This is a genomic window from Rhizobium sp. BT04, from assembly GCF_030053135.1.
In the GTDB taxonomy this organism is placed as follows: Bacteria; Pseudomonadota; Alphaproteobacteria; order Rhizobiales; family Rhizobiaceae; genus Rhizobium; species Rhizobium binxianense.
In genome coordinates, this window is record NZ_CP125652.1 from 3,643,699 (window position 1) to 3,658,438 (window position 14,740).

The 14,740-nt window shown below is 62.6% G+C and carries 13 protein-coding genes, 1 tRNA gene and 1 pseudogene; 9 read left to right on the forward strand and 6 right to left on the reverse strand.

The annotated features are described in order from the left end of the window. Positions 1-13: 13 nt before the first annotated feature. Positions 14-1,216, reverse strand: a complete 1,203-nt coding sequence (locus QMO82_RS26015; protein ID WP_183605621.1) for an MFS transporter — start codon at positions 1,214-1,216, stop codon at positions 14-16. A 137-nt stretch (positions 1,217-1,353) separates the two neighbouring features. Between QMO82_RS26015 and QMO82_RS26020 the strand changes: the two genes are divergently transcribed. Next, positions 1,354-1,911, forward strand: coding sequence for a TetR/AcrR family transcriptional regulator (locus QMO82_RS26020; protein ID WP_183605622.1), 558 nt, complete (start codon positions 1,354-1,356; stop codon positions 1,909-1,911). A 2-nt stretch (positions 1,912-1,913) separates the two neighbouring features. On the opposite strand, the gene QMO82_RS26025 is transcribed toward QMO82_RS26020, so the two are convergent. Continuing rightward, positions 1,914-5,453 (reverse strand): PAS domain-containing hybrid sensor histidine kinase/response regulator, encoded by a 3,540-nt coding sequence (locus tag QMO82_RS26025; protein ID WP_183605623.1) that lies wholly within the window; start codon positions 5,451-5,453, stop codon positions 1,914-1,916. 318 nt (positions 5,454-5,771) lie between these two features. Here QMO82_RS26025 and mscL point away from each other — a divergent pair, with 318 nt between their 5' ends. The 5 genes and pseudogenes from mscL to QMO82_RS26050 all read left to right on the forward strand — a co-directional run bounded on the left by mscL (position 5,772) and on the right by QMO82_RS26050 (position 10,200). Continuing rightward, on the forward strand, positions 5,772-6,209 hold the full coding sequence (gene mscL, locus QMO82_RS26030; RefSeq protein WP_183605624.1) for a large conductance mechanosensitive channel protein MscL: 438 nt from the start codon (positions 5,772-5,774) through the stop codon (positions 6,207-6,209). A gap of 123 nt (positions 6,210-6,332) precedes the next feature. Beyond that, positions 6,333-7,499, forward strand: a complete 1,167-nt coding sequence (locus QMO82_RS26035; protein WP_183605625.1) for a pyridoxal phosphate-dependent aminotransferase — start codon at positions 6,333-6,335, stop codon at positions 7,497-7,499. A gap of 194 nt (positions 7,500-7,693) precedes the next feature. Next, the gene (gene galE / locus QMO82_RS26040; RefSeq protein ID WP_183605626.1) at positions 7,694-8,728 is read left to right on the forward strand and encodes a UDP-glucose 4-epimerase GalE; all 1,035 of its coding nucleotides are present in this window, start codon (positions 7,694-7,696) and stop codon (positions 8,726-8,728) included. Between the two features lie 108 nt (positions 8,729-8,836). Beyond that, a pseudogene (locus QMO82_RS26045) lies at positions 8,837-9,064 on the forward strand (EAL domain-containing protein); the annotation flags it as partial. Positions 9,065-9,147: 83 nt separating this feature from the next. Beyond that, the gene (locus QMO82_RS26050) at positions 9,148-10,200 is read left to right on the forward strand and encodes an enoyl-CoA hydratase/isomerase family protein (protein WP_183605627.1); all 1,053 of its coding nucleotides are present in this window, start codon (positions 9,148-9,150) and stop codon (positions 10,198-10,200) included. Between the two features lie 11 nt (positions 10,201-10,211). Here the strand turns inward: QMO82_RS26050 and QMO82_RS26055 are convergent, their stop codons facing one another. Next, on the reverse strand, positions 10,212-12,272 hold the full coding sequence (locus tag QMO82_RS26055; RefSeq protein WP_183605628.1) for an ATP-dependent helicase: 2,061 nt from the start codon (positions 12,270-12,272) through the stop codon (positions 10,212-10,214). Between the two features lie 107 nt (positions 12,273-12,379). Continuing rightward, the gene (locus tag QMO82_RS26060; protein WP_183605629.1) at positions 12,380-12,655 is read right to left on the reverse strand and encodes a hypothetical protein; all 276 of its coding nucleotides are present in this window, start codon (positions 12,653-12,655) and stop codon (positions 12,380-12,382) included. 125 nt (positions 12,656-12,780) lie between these two features. Between QMO82_RS26060 and QMO82_RS26065 the strand changes: the two genes are divergently transcribed. Further along, positions 12,781-13,041 (forward strand): BON domain-containing protein, encoded by a 261-nt coding sequence (locus QMO82_RS26065; RefSeq protein ID WP_183606635.1) that lies wholly within the window; start codon positions 12,781-12,783, stop codon positions 13,039-13,041. 94 nt (positions 13,042-13,135) lie between these two features. Continuing rightward, entirely contained in the window at positions 13,136-13,396 is a 261-nt protein-coding gene (locus QMO82_RS26070; protein WP_183605630.1) for a hypothetical protein, read from the forward strand. A gap of 301 nt (positions 13,397-13,697) precedes the next feature. On the opposite strand, the gene QMO82_RS26075 is transcribed toward QMO82_RS26070, so the two are convergent. Next, positions 13,698-13,940, reverse strand: coding sequence for a DUF982 domain-containing protein (locus QMO82_RS26075; protein ID WP_097619983.1), 243 nt, complete (start codon positions 13,938-13,940; stop codon positions 13,698-13,700). A gap of 278 nt (positions 13,941-14,218) precedes the next feature. After that, a tRNA-Thr gene (locus QMO82_RS26080) sits at positions 14,219-14,293 on the reverse strand. Between the two features lie 157 nt (positions 14,294-14,450). Between QMO82_RS26080 and QMO82_RS26085 the strand changes: the two genes are divergently transcribed. Next, positions 14,451-14,645: a hypothetical protein gene (locus QMO82_RS26085; protein ID WP_010069185.1), complete on the forward strand. Its 195-nt coding sequence runs from the start codon at positions 14,451-14,453 to the stop codon at positions 14,643-14,645. Positions 14,646-14,740 lie beyond the last annotated feature (95 nt).

The window sequence follows — 14,740 nt, forward strand, 5'->3', positions numbered from 1 at the left end:
CCGATGAAGAATGTCAGGCTGCGCTTTCCGCCGCCTTGCGCCGGCCGGCGCGAACCGCCGTGATCCCGACGCCCATCAGCAACAAGATCGCCGTCGCATAAATATCCGTCGTCAGCGCGTAACCGGCCGATTTCGCCAGGAACCCGGCAAGGATCGCCGGCAGGCTGAAGGCGAGGTAGCTCTGGACGTAGAAGGCCGCCAGTAATCCGGCCCGCTCGTCCGGTTTGGCAAGTGGCATGATCGTGCCGATCGAGCCGAGGAAATTGGTGCCGAAACCGGCGCCGGTGAAGACGGTGCCGACGAGAAGCAGCGGCACGTTGGCGAGATGCACGCCGGCAACGACCGTCAGGATGCCGAGTGTCTTCGCCGACACGCCGAAACCGAGGTTGGCCGAGGCCGTCTTGCCGCGCCTGAGATAGACGGCGATTGCCCCGCTCACCATCAACGCGGTGACGACGGCGCCGCCCGTCAGCGGCGCGCCGCTGCCGGTGGTGCTGGCGACCAGCGACGGGACCAGCGACAGATAGAAGCCGGCAAGCGTCCAGTTGGCGACGTTGATCGGCGTCACCAGCGACAGCGGCCGCTTCACCTGCGGCGGAACAGCGACCCGCGGTATCAGCGAACCGAGCGCGCCCGGCCGTGTGCCGCCGGTCTCGCGCGTCAGCCAGATGGCCGCTGCCTGCAGGGTGAAGGCGACGAGCAGCAGCGCGTAGGTGAGATGCATCGGGAAGGGGCCGTATTGGATCAAGGCGCTGGTGCCGACCGCGCCCACCGCCATGCCGCAAAGCGGCGCGATCGAATTGACGATCTGCCCTTTGGCCCGGTCGACATCAACGAGAGCGGCTCCGAGCGAGGCGCCGGCAATCCCCGTTGCAATGCCCTGCACGATCCGCGCCGCGATCAGCCAGCCGGGACCGCTGGCGACGACGAACAGGCCCATGGCGACGATTTCGAGCACCAGGGCGAAAAAGATCACCGGCTTGCGGCCGAGATGGTCGGAGATCGAACCGGCGATCAGCAGTGCCGCCAGCAGCGCGAAGGCGTAGACGGCGAAGACCACCGTGATCAGCACCGGCGAGAGCGCGAAGTTCTCCTGATAGATCCGGTAGAGCGGCGTGGGCGCTGCGGAGGCGCCGAAGAAAGTGGCGAGCGTCAGCGCATGAAAGCCGATCGAGGGGCGCGGCGAATTCTCTATGGATTTGGCTGCGGCGACCATATATAAGCCCCTTAAAGCTAAACAGTTGCGTTAGCTCCATGTAGGGTAGGCGCCTGGTAAAGGCAAATTATTTGCGTTTATGGTTCTGTCAAAGATTTTGAACTATGGGCGTCAGGTGCAAAAGTCGGGTTGCAGGCATGGCAGTGAAGGAGAATCTCCGCCCGGGCGGCAGAAGCGCCAGGGTTCAGGCATCGGTGCACAAGGCGGTGCGTGAGCTGCTGGCCGAGATGAGCCGCGCCGAGGTGACCATCCCGCTGATCGCCGGCAAGGCGGGTGTGACGCCGTCGACCATCTATCGCCGCTGGGGCGACCTGCAGGCGCTTCTTGCCGATGTCGCCGTCGAGCGTTTGCGCCCGGATATGCAGCCGGTCGATGCCGGCAGCGGCAGTGCCGATCTCGAGGCTTGGGCCGAGCAATATGCCGAGGAAATGTCCTCCGGCCCGGGCCGCGAGATGATCCGCGACGTGCTGGCGGCGCAAGCAGGCGCAAATGCCTGCAAATGCTGCGAATATACCCGCCAGCAGATCGTCGTCATCGCCGAGCGGGCGAAGGCCCGCCACGGGCCGTTTCCGGATGTCGATCTGGTCATGGACCAGGTCGTGGCGCCGATCATGTATCGCATCCTGTTCGGCGACGTGCCGGATACGGCGCGTGTGCGCGATCTGGTCGCCCGCGTCATGAACACAGCGGACTAATTTTACTCTGCGGCGGCGCGTTTCAGGCCGGAAATCTGGGTGATATAGGCGCGCAGCGCCGCCGGCCGCACCGGTTTGTGCTGAACGGCGATGTCGTGCCGCTCGGCTTCGCTGCGCACCTCCGGCGTGCGGTCGGCGGTGATCATCAGGGCAGGGATATCGGCGCCGAACTGCCGGCGCAGATGCAGGATCGCGGCAATGCCTGTGCCGTCGTCGAGATGATAATCGGCGATGGCGAGATCCGGCGGCCCGTCACGACCGTCGCTGGATATCACGTCGGCGAGACAATCCAGCCCCTTGACTTCGCAACCCCAGCCGCTGAGCAGCAGCCGCATGCCTTCGAGGATCTTCGGCTCGTTGTCGATGCAGAGGATCTTCAGCCCCTTGAGCGGCTGCCCCGGGCGGTCGGCAGGGGCGGCGGCCGCTGCGGCCTCGGCCGGGCGCGAGACGTCAAGCGGCATGGCGATGCGGAATTCAGTGCCCTTGCCATGCGTCGACTGCAGCTCGACCGGATGATTGAGCACGCGGGCGATGCGGTCGACGATCGAAAGGCCGAGCCCGAGGCCGGAGGCGGTTTTGGCGCCTTCATCCAGCCGCGCGAATTCCTTGAACACGGTGCGGAATTTCGACGGCGGAATGCCGATGCCGGAATCGATCACCTGGATGATCACCTGGTTGCCGCGCCGCCGCGCACCCACCAGCACCTTGCCGGTGATCGTGTATTTGATGGCGTTGGAAACCAGGTTCTGCACCAGCCGGCGCAAAAGGTTGGGGTCGGAGCGGACCCTGAGCGACGTCGGCATGACCACCAGTTTCAGCTGTTTTTCCCGGGCGATCGGTGCGAAATCGGTCTCGATGCGCTTGAGCAGGTCGGAGAGTGCCACGGCGGCGAGCCGTGGCCGCATCGCGCCGGTATCGAGCCTCGAAATATCGAGCACCGCACCGAGAATGGTTTCGACCGATTCCAGCGCCGAATCGATGTTGCGCACGATCGGGCTGTTGTCGGATTGCGCCATGCGCTCGACCAGCGCCGAGGAATAGAGCCGGGCGGCATTCAGCGGCTGCAGGATGTCGTGGCCGGCGGCGGCGAAAAAGCGGGTCTTGCCGATATTCGCCTCGTCGGCGGCAGCGCGCGCCTCGCCGAGTTCGCGGTTGACGCGGGTCAGCTCGGCCGTGCGTTCGGCGACGCGCTGTTCCAGCGTCTCGTTCGCCTGTTTCAGCGCCTGGTCGGCGGTGACGCGCTGAGTGATATCGGTGAAGGTGGCGACGATGCCCTTGTCGGGCATGGCGTTGGAGCGCACCTCGATGATCCGCTCGCCGCCGCCGAGCACCAGCGAGAAGGGTTTGTCGAGCGTCAGAAAATGCCGCACCGTCTGGCTGAGATCGCCGGGCGCGATATCGCCGCGCTGGCTGAGCGTGGTGACGATCTCCGACAGGGGAAAACCGACCTGACCGGCACTTTCCGGCAGATCCAGCAATTGCCGGAAGCGCCGGTTCCAGATCGTCAGCCGGTTGGAACTGTCGAACACCGCAATGCCCTGGTCCATCTGCGAAAGCGCCGTCTGCAGCATGTCCTGGTTATATTGCAGCGCCTCGCTCGCCTGGTCGAGCAGCCAGGCGGTATCGGAAGAGGCATCCTCGATCTTCTGCAGGATCAGCGACAGCACCAGCCGGGCAGAAGAGGAGCCGATGGCGCTGCCGAGCAGCTGTTCGCTGAAATGGATGAGCGCCATGTCGGCCGGCTGTTCGTCCTCCAGCTTGCGGCCGGAACCTTGTTCGTAGGTGGTGAACGAACGCTGCATGCGCTCTTCGCCGAGATAGCGCGAGATCGCCGCCTTGAGGTCGCCAACGCTGACGCGGGTCTTCCAGCCGCGCGTGGCAAATTGCGAGCGCGAATGCCGCTTGACGAAGATGCCGGCCTGGATGCGTTCCAGCGGCCTGGCATTGCGGGTGAGCGAGCCGACGACGAAGAAGGCGGTATTGACGAGCAGGCTCATGACGGTCGCATTGACCAGCGGATCGGCGTCGGGGGCGGTAAACAGCGTCGTCCCGGGAAAGATGAAGCCGAGGACGGCGCTTGCCACATAGGAATAATCGGGGCCGCCGAGCGAGGGCAGGAACAGCAGATAGACCCAGATGACGAAGCCGGAGATCAGCCCGAGGATGGCGCCGCGCGCATTCGCCCGCCGCCAGATCAGCCCGCCGAAGAGCGCCGGGGCGATCTGCGCGATCGCCGCAAAGGAAAGCAGGCCGATCGAGGCAAGGCCGGCGGTGCTGTCGGTCGAGCGGTAATAGGCATAGCCGAACAGCAGCACGGCGAAGATGGCGCTGCGGCGGATATTGAGCAGCGTCTTGGCGAAATTGTCGCGCAGGCTGGCGCGGCCGGCGAGTTTGCGCCTGAGGAAGATCGGCATGATGATGTCGTTCGACACCATGATCGACAGCGCCACCGAATCGACGATGACCATCGCCGTTGCGGCGGAGAAGCCGCCGATGAAGGTGATCAGCGACACCACCGGCATCTGGCCGGCAAGCGGCAGCGACAGCATGTAGAAATCGGCATTGCCGTTGCCACCGAAGGTCAAGAGCCCGCCGATCGCCACCGGCAGCACGAAGAGATTGATTGATATGAGATAAACAGGAAACAGGAAGCCTGCGAGTTTCAACTGTTTCGGCGTCCGGTTCTCGACGACCGTCACGTGGAATTGCCGCGGCAGCAGGATGATCGCGAAGGCCGACAGCAGGATCAGGGTGATCCAGCGGCTGATCGGCGTATGGTAACTCAGCGCCGACATAACCAGCGTGTTGTCGACGGTCTTCCGCCAGAGGTCGGCCGGACCGTCGAAGAGAAACCAGATGACGCAGACGCCGGCCGTCAGGAAGGCGACGAGCTTGACGACGGATTCCATCGAGACGGCGAGGATCAGCCCGTCCTGGTGTTCGGTCGCATCCGTGTGCCGGGTGCCGAACATGATGGCGAAGCAGGCAAGCACCAGCGTTGCGAGGAGCGGCAGGTCGAGGAAATAGAGATTGCCGCTGCCGATGCCGTAATCCGACGGGTTGACCATGGCGCTGACGGTGCTGGAAATGGCTTTCAGCTGCAGCGCGATATAGGGAATGGTGCCGATCAGCGAGATCAGCGCGACGATGGTGGCGACCGTCGGGTTCTTTCCGTAACGCGCCGCGACGAAATCGGCAACCGAGGTGAGCTTTTCGGCCTTGGCGAGCTCGATGATGCGGCGAAGCAAGGGCATGCCGAGCGTGAAGAGCAGGATCGGGCCGATATAGATACCAGCAAATTCCAACCCGCGCTGCGCGGCAAGCCCGACGCTGCCGAAATAGGTCCAGGAGGTGCAGTAGATTGCAAGGCTCAGCGCATAGACGACGGGCCATCCGCCTTCCAGCGCGCCCGGGCCGAGCATGCCCGGGCCGCGATCAAGCGTGCCCTGGCTGCGGTTCTTGCGGTCGCCATAGCTTGCCACAGCGAAAAGCAGCAGCAGATAGCCGAAGGCAGACGCGAATATGACCCAGCCTGGAAGCATTGACCCTCCGCCGGCGGAAACCCGCCGGGACCTCCGCAACGTGGGGTCAGCTTAAGTTATTTCAGGCGCTTTGAAAATTCCTGGCCATCTAGGCCTTAAGTCAAAGGCCGTGAGGGGTATTGCCGAATAATTGCGATTGCCGATTGATGAATTGCAATGAAGATGCTGCTACTGCATAATTCCTCAAATCGGAATTGATTAAGAATAAATTGTGCGTCAATTCAAAGCGTTGAGCCTTTTTTACGAGGCTGTAGAGACGCGTGACGCTATAACAGACACTTGCATATCTTTGAAATGCATCGAAGGGAGACGGATGCGATGCTCAACGAGTTCAAGGCCTTTATCGCGCGCGGGAATGTCATGGATCTTGCTGTCGGCGTCATCATCGGCGGCGCCTTTGGCGGCATCGTCAAATCTTTGGTCGACGATCTGATCATGCCGATCGTGGGCGCCATTTTCGGCGGCTTCGATTTTTCGAATTACTTCCTGCCACTGTCCTCGGCCGTCAACGCCCCGTCGCTTGCGGCCGCCCGCGAGCAGGGAGCGGTGTTTGCCTATGGCAGTTTCCTCACCGTCCTCATCAACTTCCTGATCCTCGCCTGGATCATCTTCCTGATGGTCAAGGGCGTGAACATCCTACGTGCCCAGGTCGAGCGCCAGGAAAAGGCCGCACCGGAAGAGTTGCCCCCGCCGCCGGCAGACGTTCAGCTGCTGACGGAAATCCGCGATCTTCTCGCCACGCGCCCGACGGCTTGATTCGCACTGGAGCCCCATCCGTTCCGGCCGGGCCGATCCATCACGAAAATCGATGTGCCATCACTGGATATCATGGGATTTGCCGACGTAAATCCTCTATGAAGGCGGAAACCGGAGATATGCATGTCGATCGTGAAAAGCCTCAGCCCGCGCGCCATTACGGCGCCCGAAAGCGGGATCGTCGAAGTCGTCAATTATGCCCGTGGCCGCGAAGGCCTGCTGCCGCTCTGGGTGGGTGAAGGTGATCTGCCGACGCCTGACTTCATCAGCCGGGCGGCGATGGATGCGCTTGCTTCAGGCGAGACCTTCTACACCTGGCAGCGCGGCATTCCCGAGCTTCGCCAGGCGCTTTCGGATTATTACGCCAGACATTTCGGAATCCGGCTTCCGGTCGAGCATTTCTATGTCACCGGTTCTGGCATGCAGGCGATCCAGATCAGCGTTCAGGCGTTGACCTCGCCGGGTGACGAATTCGTCTATCTCACCCCCGCCTGGCCGAATATTGCCGCCGCCCTCGAAATCGCAGGCGCATGTTCGGTCGGTGTCGAGCTGCAGTTCGAAGGCGGCAAATGGGCGGTCGATCTCAACCGCATCGAAGCCGCCATCACGGAAAAGACCAGGGGCCTCTTCATCAACACGCCGTCGAACCCGACAGGCTGGACAGCAACGAAGAAGGATCTCGCCGATATCCTGGCGCTGGCCCGCAAGCACGACCTCTGGATCATGGCGGATGAGATCTACGCCCTCTATTATTTTCCAGGCGGCCGCGCGGCCTCCTTCCTCGATGTGATGGCGCCTGATGACAAAATCATCTTCGTCAATTCCTTCTCGAAAAACTGGTCGATGACCGGCTGGCGTGTCGGCTGGATCGTCGCACCCCCTGAGATGGGCCAGGTGCTCGAAAACCTCGTCCAGTATTCGACGTCGGGCGTCGCGCAGTTCATGCAGAAGGGCGCCGTCGCCGCCCTGGACAAGGGCGACGATTTCATCGCTGCCAATATCGCCAAGGCAGCCCGCTCCCGCGATATTCTCTGCGATGCGCTTGTTGCCACCAACCGCGTCGAGACGCTGAAGCCAGACGGCGCGCTTTACGCTTTCCTGAAGATCGACGGCGTCGCCGACAGCCGCAAGGCAGCGCTCGATATCGTCGACAAGACGGGCGTCGGCCTTGCTCCCGGAACCGCGTTCGGCGCTGGCGGCGAGCTTTTCCTGCGCGCCTGTTTCCTGCGCGACCCCGCGCAGGTGGCGATCGCGGCCGAGCGTCTCTGCGATTATATCCTCAAGCGCTGAGAAGCGGCCAGGCCGGCTGGTTTTGTGCCGGAATCGCCCGATCGATAAAACTCTAGCAAAGCCCGAAATCGGCCTCTAACCACAAGTCCAAACATACCGGTTCAAAGGTCCTCGAACGGCCGTTCGATAAGAAAATTGGAAAGAAAAACCGGGCCTGATGCCCCTGCTATAAAACGAAAGCAGGGATGCGGGACATGGCGGTTTTGGTGACGGGCGGCGCCGGATATATCGGCAGTCACATGGTTTGGGCGCTGCTCGATGCGGGCGAGGATGTGGTCGTGCTCGACCGCCTCTCCACGGGCTTTCGCTGGGCCGTGGCGCCGGCGGCGCGTTTCTATCTCGGCGACGTCGCCGATCCCGACATATTGAAGAAGATCTTCATCGAAAACGACATCGAGGCGATCATCCATTTCGCCGGCTCCGCCGTCGTCCCGGTCTCGGTCGCCGATCCGCTCTCCTATTACGACAACAATTCCGGCAAGACCCGGGCGCTGCTCTCCGCCTCGGTCAAGGCCGGAATCCGCAACTTCGTCTTCTCCTCGACGGCGGCCGTCTACGGCCAGCAGAAGACGGACCTGCCGGTGAAGGAGACCGCTCCCCTCAATCCGGAAAATCCTTACGGCCAGTCGAAGCTGATAACCGAATTCATGCTGCGCGATGCCGCCGCCGCCTATGATTTCAACTATGTCGCGCTTCGCTACTTCAACGTCGCCGGCGCCGATCCCGACCACCGTGCCGGCCAGTCGACCTCAGGCGCCACCCACCTGATCAAGGTTGCCTGCGAGGCAGCCCTCGGCAGGCGCGACAGCGTCAGTGTCTATGGTATCGATTATCCCACCCATGACGGCACCGGCGTGCGCGATTACATCCATGTCACCGATCTTGTCGATGCACATCTGAAAGCCCTGCAGCACCTGCGCAAGGACAAGGGCTCGCTCGTTGCCAATTGCGGTTATGGCAGCGGCTATTCCGTGCTCGACGTACTGAACATGGTCACGCGCCTGCACGGGCATTCCTTCAAGATCCACATGGCGCCGCGCCGCGCCGGCGATTCGGCAAGCGTCGTCGCCGACGCTTCGCTCGCAAGGCAGGTGCTCGACTGGAAACCGAGATACGATTCTCTCGAAACCATCGTCCAGAGCTCGCTCGATTGGGAACTCTTCCTGTCGAACAGAAATGTCGACGATCTGCACAGCATCCACCGGGCACTCGCCGCCGCGTCTTTCTAGAGCAATTCCAGGCAAAGCGTGTAACGGTTTTGCCAGGCAAGGCGCGAAGCGCTTCTACCGGGGTGCCAGCCTGTTGACCATCCCCGTGCCTGCGGGACCTGCATGACCCGCTGCATGAACATCACCCGCTCGGTCGCCAATTTCGGCCAGAATCTCGGCATGGCCTCGGTCGCCGAAGGCGTCGAAAGCGAAGAGATCGCCGACGGATTGAAGGCGATGGGCGTTCGTCTGGCGCAGGGCTATCATTTCTCGCGGCCGCTGCCGCTGGAACTTGCCATCGACTATGCCGCCCGGTGCGAAGCGGCAGCCTCCGCGCGCAATTCGCTGTCTGCCTGAACGGATCCGATCGACCAGTCGCAAATCGACTGGAGCGAAGCTGGATCGTCGTCTATTCATGGTCGTGACCGAGGAGGTGAACCATGCAGGACGACGAAGTCATCATTGAACGGCGAGGCACCGCAGGCGTGATCCGGCTCAACCGGCCGCGGGCGCTGAACAGCCTGACGTTGCCGATGGTCCGCACGATCACCGCGGCGCTGCACGCTTTTGCCGAGGATTGCGAGGTGGCAAGCGTCGTGGCGACAGGCGAGGGCGAACGCGGCTTCTGCGCCGGCGGCGACATCCGCGCCCTGCATGAAAGCGCCCGCGCCGGCGATGGCCTGGCAGGAACCTTCTGGCGCGAGGAATTCCGCCTCAACCATCAGATCGCCTCCTATCCCAAACCCTATGTCGCGCTGATGGATGGCATCACCATGGGCGGCGGCGTCGGCCTGTCGGCGCACGGCTGCCACCGCGTTGTCACCGAGCGCACGCGCCTCGCCATGCCCGAAACCGGCATCGGCTATGTCCCCGATGTCGGCGCCACCTGGCTGCTGCCGCAGGCGCCCGGCGAGGCCGGAACATGGCTCGGGCTGACCGGGCTGGATGTCGGTGCCGCCGACGCGCTCCACGCTGGGCTTGCCGACCTGCAGATCGCTTCGTCGCGGCTCGGTGCGGTGATCGATGCTTTGTCGGGCTTGGCACGCGGCAGTTCATCGAGCGACGTCGATGCGGTGCTGCAGGCGCTTTCGGAGCCCGCCGGAGAAAGCCGGCTGCGGCTGAACGCGGCATTGATCGATCGCACCTTCCGTTTCGACAACGTCGGGGAAATCCTGGCAGCACTCGCCGAGGAGAAGGGCGATTTCGCCGCCGAGACGCGCCGGGTGCTGCTGACGCGGTCTCCGACCAGCCTGAAGCTCGCTTTGCGGCTGCTCAGGGCCGGCCGCCGCAGCGCCTCGCTTGCCGAATGCCTCGGCCGCGAACTCGGCGCCTGCCTGCAGATGCTTGATAATCCCGATTTCTTCGAAGGCATCCGTGCCGCCGTCATCGACAAGGACCGCAATCCGAAATGGTCGCCCGCCTCAGTCGAGGCCGTCGGGGCGGCGACAATCGAGCATTTCCTGAAACCGGCCGAGCCGCCGCTTTCGCTCTGAACTGTTCCAGCCTATCGCCACATGCCGCGCATACGGGCGCCGACATCGATGCGCACCTGCCGCGCCTGCGCTTGCGCGGCGGTCTCCGATTTCACCTGCGGCCAGCTGCAGGCCTCGAAGAACTGCAGCAGCGTCGCCGGGATGAAGCGGCTACGTGAGGCATAGACATGCCGGTCGCCCTGCGAATTCTGGCCGTAGGTGAAGAAGCGTTGCGGCACGACCAGATCGAGGCCGTCTCTCGCTCGCGTCATCGCGACATAGAGCAGCCGGCGTTCCTCCTCGATTTCGGCGGTGGCGCCGACGGCCAGATCGCTGGGAATGCAGCCGTCGACGACGTTCAGCATGAAGACCCGCGTCCATTCCTGGCCCTTGGCGGAATGGATGGTCGACAGGATGAGATAGTCCTCGTCGAGAAGCGGCACGCCCGCCTGGTCGCTGGTCGCATCCGGCGGATCGAGGGTGAGTTCGGTGAGAAAACGTTCGCGCGAGGCATAACCGCCGGCGATCTGCTCGAGCTGCAGCAGATCGGCTTGCCGCGTCGCGGCGTCCTCATGCAGCCGTTCCAGATGCGGCGCGTACCATTGCCGCGCCAGGCCGATCTCCGCCGGCCAGCCGGCCTTGCCGGATTTCATCTCCTGCAGCATGGCAACGAAAACAGTCCAGTCCTCGCCGGAGCGCGGCGGCGCCGGCATTTCGGCGAGCGCCGATAGCGGGCTCGCATCCTCAGCCATCAGGTCGAGCGCCTTCTGTGCCGTCGACGGCCCGACGCCCGGCAGGATCTGCATCAGCCGGAAGCCCGCCACTCGGTCGCGCGGGTTCTGGGCGAAGCGCAGCGCAGCCAGCATGTCCTTGACATGTGCGCTGTCGAGGAACTTCAGCCCGCCGAATTTGACGAAGGGAATGTTGCGTCGGGTCAATTCGACCTCCAGCGGGCCGCTGTGATGCGAGGCGCGGAACAGCACCGCCTGCTGCTTGAGCTTCAAGCCTTCCTCGCGGTTGTCGAGCACCATGTCGGCGACATATCGCGCCTGCTCGGTCTCGTCGCGCACCGTCACCAGGCGCGGCCGCTCCGATGATTGCCGCTCGGTCCAGAGATTCTTGGTGAAGCGTTCCGAGGCGAGATCGATGACGGCGTTGGCAGCCGCCAGGATCGGCTGCGTCGAGCGGTAATTGCGGTCGAGCGTGACGATATCAGCGACCGGGCTGAAGGCAGCGGGAAAATCGAGGATATTGCGCACCGTCGCGGCGCGGAAGGAATAGATCGATTGGGCATCGTCGCCGACGACGGTCAGCCCCTGGCCTTGCGGCTTCAGCGCCATGAGGATCGAGGCCTGCAGCCGGTTGGTGTCCTGATATTCGTCGACCAGCACATGGTCGAAGCGGCTGCCGATATCCTCGGCAATGACAGTCTCGCCGACCATCTGCGCCCAATAGAGCAGCAGGTCGTCGTAATCGAGCACGTTCTGGCTCTGCTTGGCCTCGACATAACAGGCGAAAAGCTCGCGCAGCTGTTTCTCCCATGTCGCGCACCAGGGAAAGGCATCGCGCAGCACCTGATCGAGCGCGGTCTCCGAATTCACCGCTCGGGAATAGATCGCAAGGCAGGTGCCTTTGGCCGGAAACCGGCTTTCCGTCTTGGAGAAGCCGAGGTCGTGCCGGATGAGGTTCATCAGGTCGGCGCTGTCTTCGCGGTCGTGGATGGTAAAGTCAGGATCGAGGCCGATCTGCTGCGCATAATCGCGCAGCAGCCGCGCGCCGATGCCGTGAAAGGTGCCGGACCAGGACAGTGCATCCGCCATGATGCCGGCATTGGCGCCGAGAACATCCCGGCAGATGCGCTCGACGCGGCGCGCCATCTCGGCGGCTGCCCGGCGTGAGAAGGTCATCAGCAGGATGCGGCGGGGATCGGCGCCCTTGACGATCAGATGCGCGACCCGATGCGCCAGCGTATTCGTCTTGCCGGAGCCGGCGCCGGCAATGACCAGCAGCGGCCCGGCAATATGGCTGCCGTCGGTGAGCGTGCCATGCTCGACGGCCATGCGCTGCTGGGGATTGAGCTTTTCGAGATACATCCAGCCGTCCGGTCGGGCTCCCGCAGAATCACTGGGGAAAGATTAGATGTTCCTTGAATGTTCGCGATTTCAGCCGCTGTCAAGCGCCGCGCTGCGTCGAGCGAGTCTCAATCGGGGAAATCCGGGCCGATTACGCGCCGCACCAGTTTCAGGCTGCGATCGGGCTGAAGAATATAGGTTTCCTCCACCCGCTGGCCCGTCCCGTTGTAGAATTGGTGGTGGACGGCGCTGCCGACCGGCGATTTGGTCAGCTTCGTCCGCGGCTGGCCGCCATAGGTGATGCTGCCGGGAATGGGTTCCAGCGCCGGCCTGTCTGCCGAGGAACAGCCGGCAAGCAAGGCCCCGGTCAACAAGGCTGATAGAAGCGCTTTCATCGTCGTCATCCCTCTTTCGACTGTAGCCAGATATGGAAATCGCAGCCTCTTCCGCCAAGGGCTATCCGCCCGGCTGCAACGAAACGTCCCGCACGGCGTTAACCTGCATCTACCAACATCAGGAGACGGTCACGGTGCTCGGGTTTCCAGCATTCACCGACCATGAGGAGCCCGGCCGGCAGGGCCACAGCGATGCGGCGACGCGCGCCTCGGTGGAAAGCGCCCTTCATGCGACCGGCGATATCGAAGCGGGAGAAATCACCGTCAGCATATCGGGCGCCTATGTCGTCCTGGAAGGCTTCGTGCACAGGCGTGGTGATGTCGAGCGGGCGGTCGAGATCGCCGAGAACATCGTCGGACGAGGCTATGTGCACAGTCGCTTGCTGCGACACTAGCCGGTCCCGCGCCCTCATGTCTTTGCAACGCATGAAGGGAACCAAAATACCATCCCGCGGGTTGAAAGGCCGGACCTGAACGCTGGAGATCCTAATGCAGCCGCTTCTTCGCCTCTCGGCAATGACCTTGATAACAGGCGGTGTCCTTGCCGGCTCCGCCTATGCCTCGCTGGAAACCGGCACGAATTATTCCGCTTTGCCGAAGGACCAGATCGCCCTCAACGAATATACCGGCACCGTCGCCTGCCAGCCGGCAGAGCCTCACTACCTCCCCTCCTTCATCCGCGCGGCAGACGGTACGATCATCGGCGTCGGTTATGTCGAGGTGGAGAATGAGGGCGGCGCGGGCTGCTGAAAACTGAAAACAGGAAGGGCTTGCTCGGACGAGGCTCGCCTTGCGTTTCCGCAGAGGGTACGAGCCTCTGACCATCATCATGATGGCTGAACATCTTCTATGAAGACAGCTGTATCAGGCGCAACGCCCGTTGCACCAAAACCCGCCACGAGTTCGATGCAGGGTTAAGCAAAATGAAAGCATTGCCCCGTTCCGGCACGTTTCCTTTACCGAAACGCCGGGAATGGTCGATATCCTCAGCGAAGTGCAATGCATAACCCGGAAAATCGGAATCGATTTTCGGAAAGGATTATGCGCAGGTTCAATGCAGCTTCAGCTTCGCTTCTTCGGCCGCCGCCAGGAATTCAGCTCTCGCTTCTTCCACGCTCTTGCGCCCGTCGAGTGCTGCCCGGCAGGTGCTGCGGGCCTTGATGTAACGAAGTCCGCGTGCGTTCGGCCAGAAATCCGCCAGGCACTTCAACGCATCGAACGGGCCGTTGACCGTTCGCGCGCTGGCACCTTCGAAACCGACCGTCACCGGACTGTTCCATCTTTCAGTTGCCATCGATGCTCCTCCACGATTGTCGACAGAAACAACGGTGCAGCGCCTCTATTCCTCCGGGGAGGCGCCGCCATGATCGCTATTCTAGCGTGATTTTCACGGTCAACAATGGTGAATCGTTGGTTGCTGATGAGGCGAAATGTCAGCTTGCGTGCGCACGCAGGCCATGAGGAATTTTTATCGGTCGCAAATAAGTTGTATGGCGCCGGCGCGCCACCATTGCGATCAGGGGCTACTCTCACCGAGAGAGAGCAAAATGATTCCTAATACTGAAAGAAAACTGGTGCTGCCGAGTGGGATTGAACCACCGACCTCACCCTTACCAAGGGTGTGCTCTACCACTGAGCTACGGCAGCAGGACCAGTACCCGTGCGGAGCCGGGCGGCTCAATTGCGGGAACGGGGCGGCTATTGCCACAGCTTGACGGCAAGCGCAAGCAGCAAATTCCAACTTCGCGTGGATTGGCACGCAAGGGACTTTTGGATCGGCGCAAATTCGGCTAATCCTGTCTGCATGAACGACAAGACCGAAACCGGCCAGCAGAGCCGCAAAGAGGCGATCGAGGCACAGGCGAAACTGCGCCGCGAGCGCGCCGCCGACAAGCTCAGAGAAAATCTTTCAAGACGCAAACAGCAGGTGCGCGCCCGCCGTTCCGGGCAAGCCGACGAAACAAATGGCCTGCCCGCCGCAAAAATGGACGAATCGTAATGTTCCGTCCCTCGCCAATTGAAGCGTTTTGATAAATCCCCTAAACACCTCACTCCTTCTTTCAAGGCACAACTTTCAGGAAAGGCGGGCGCGGC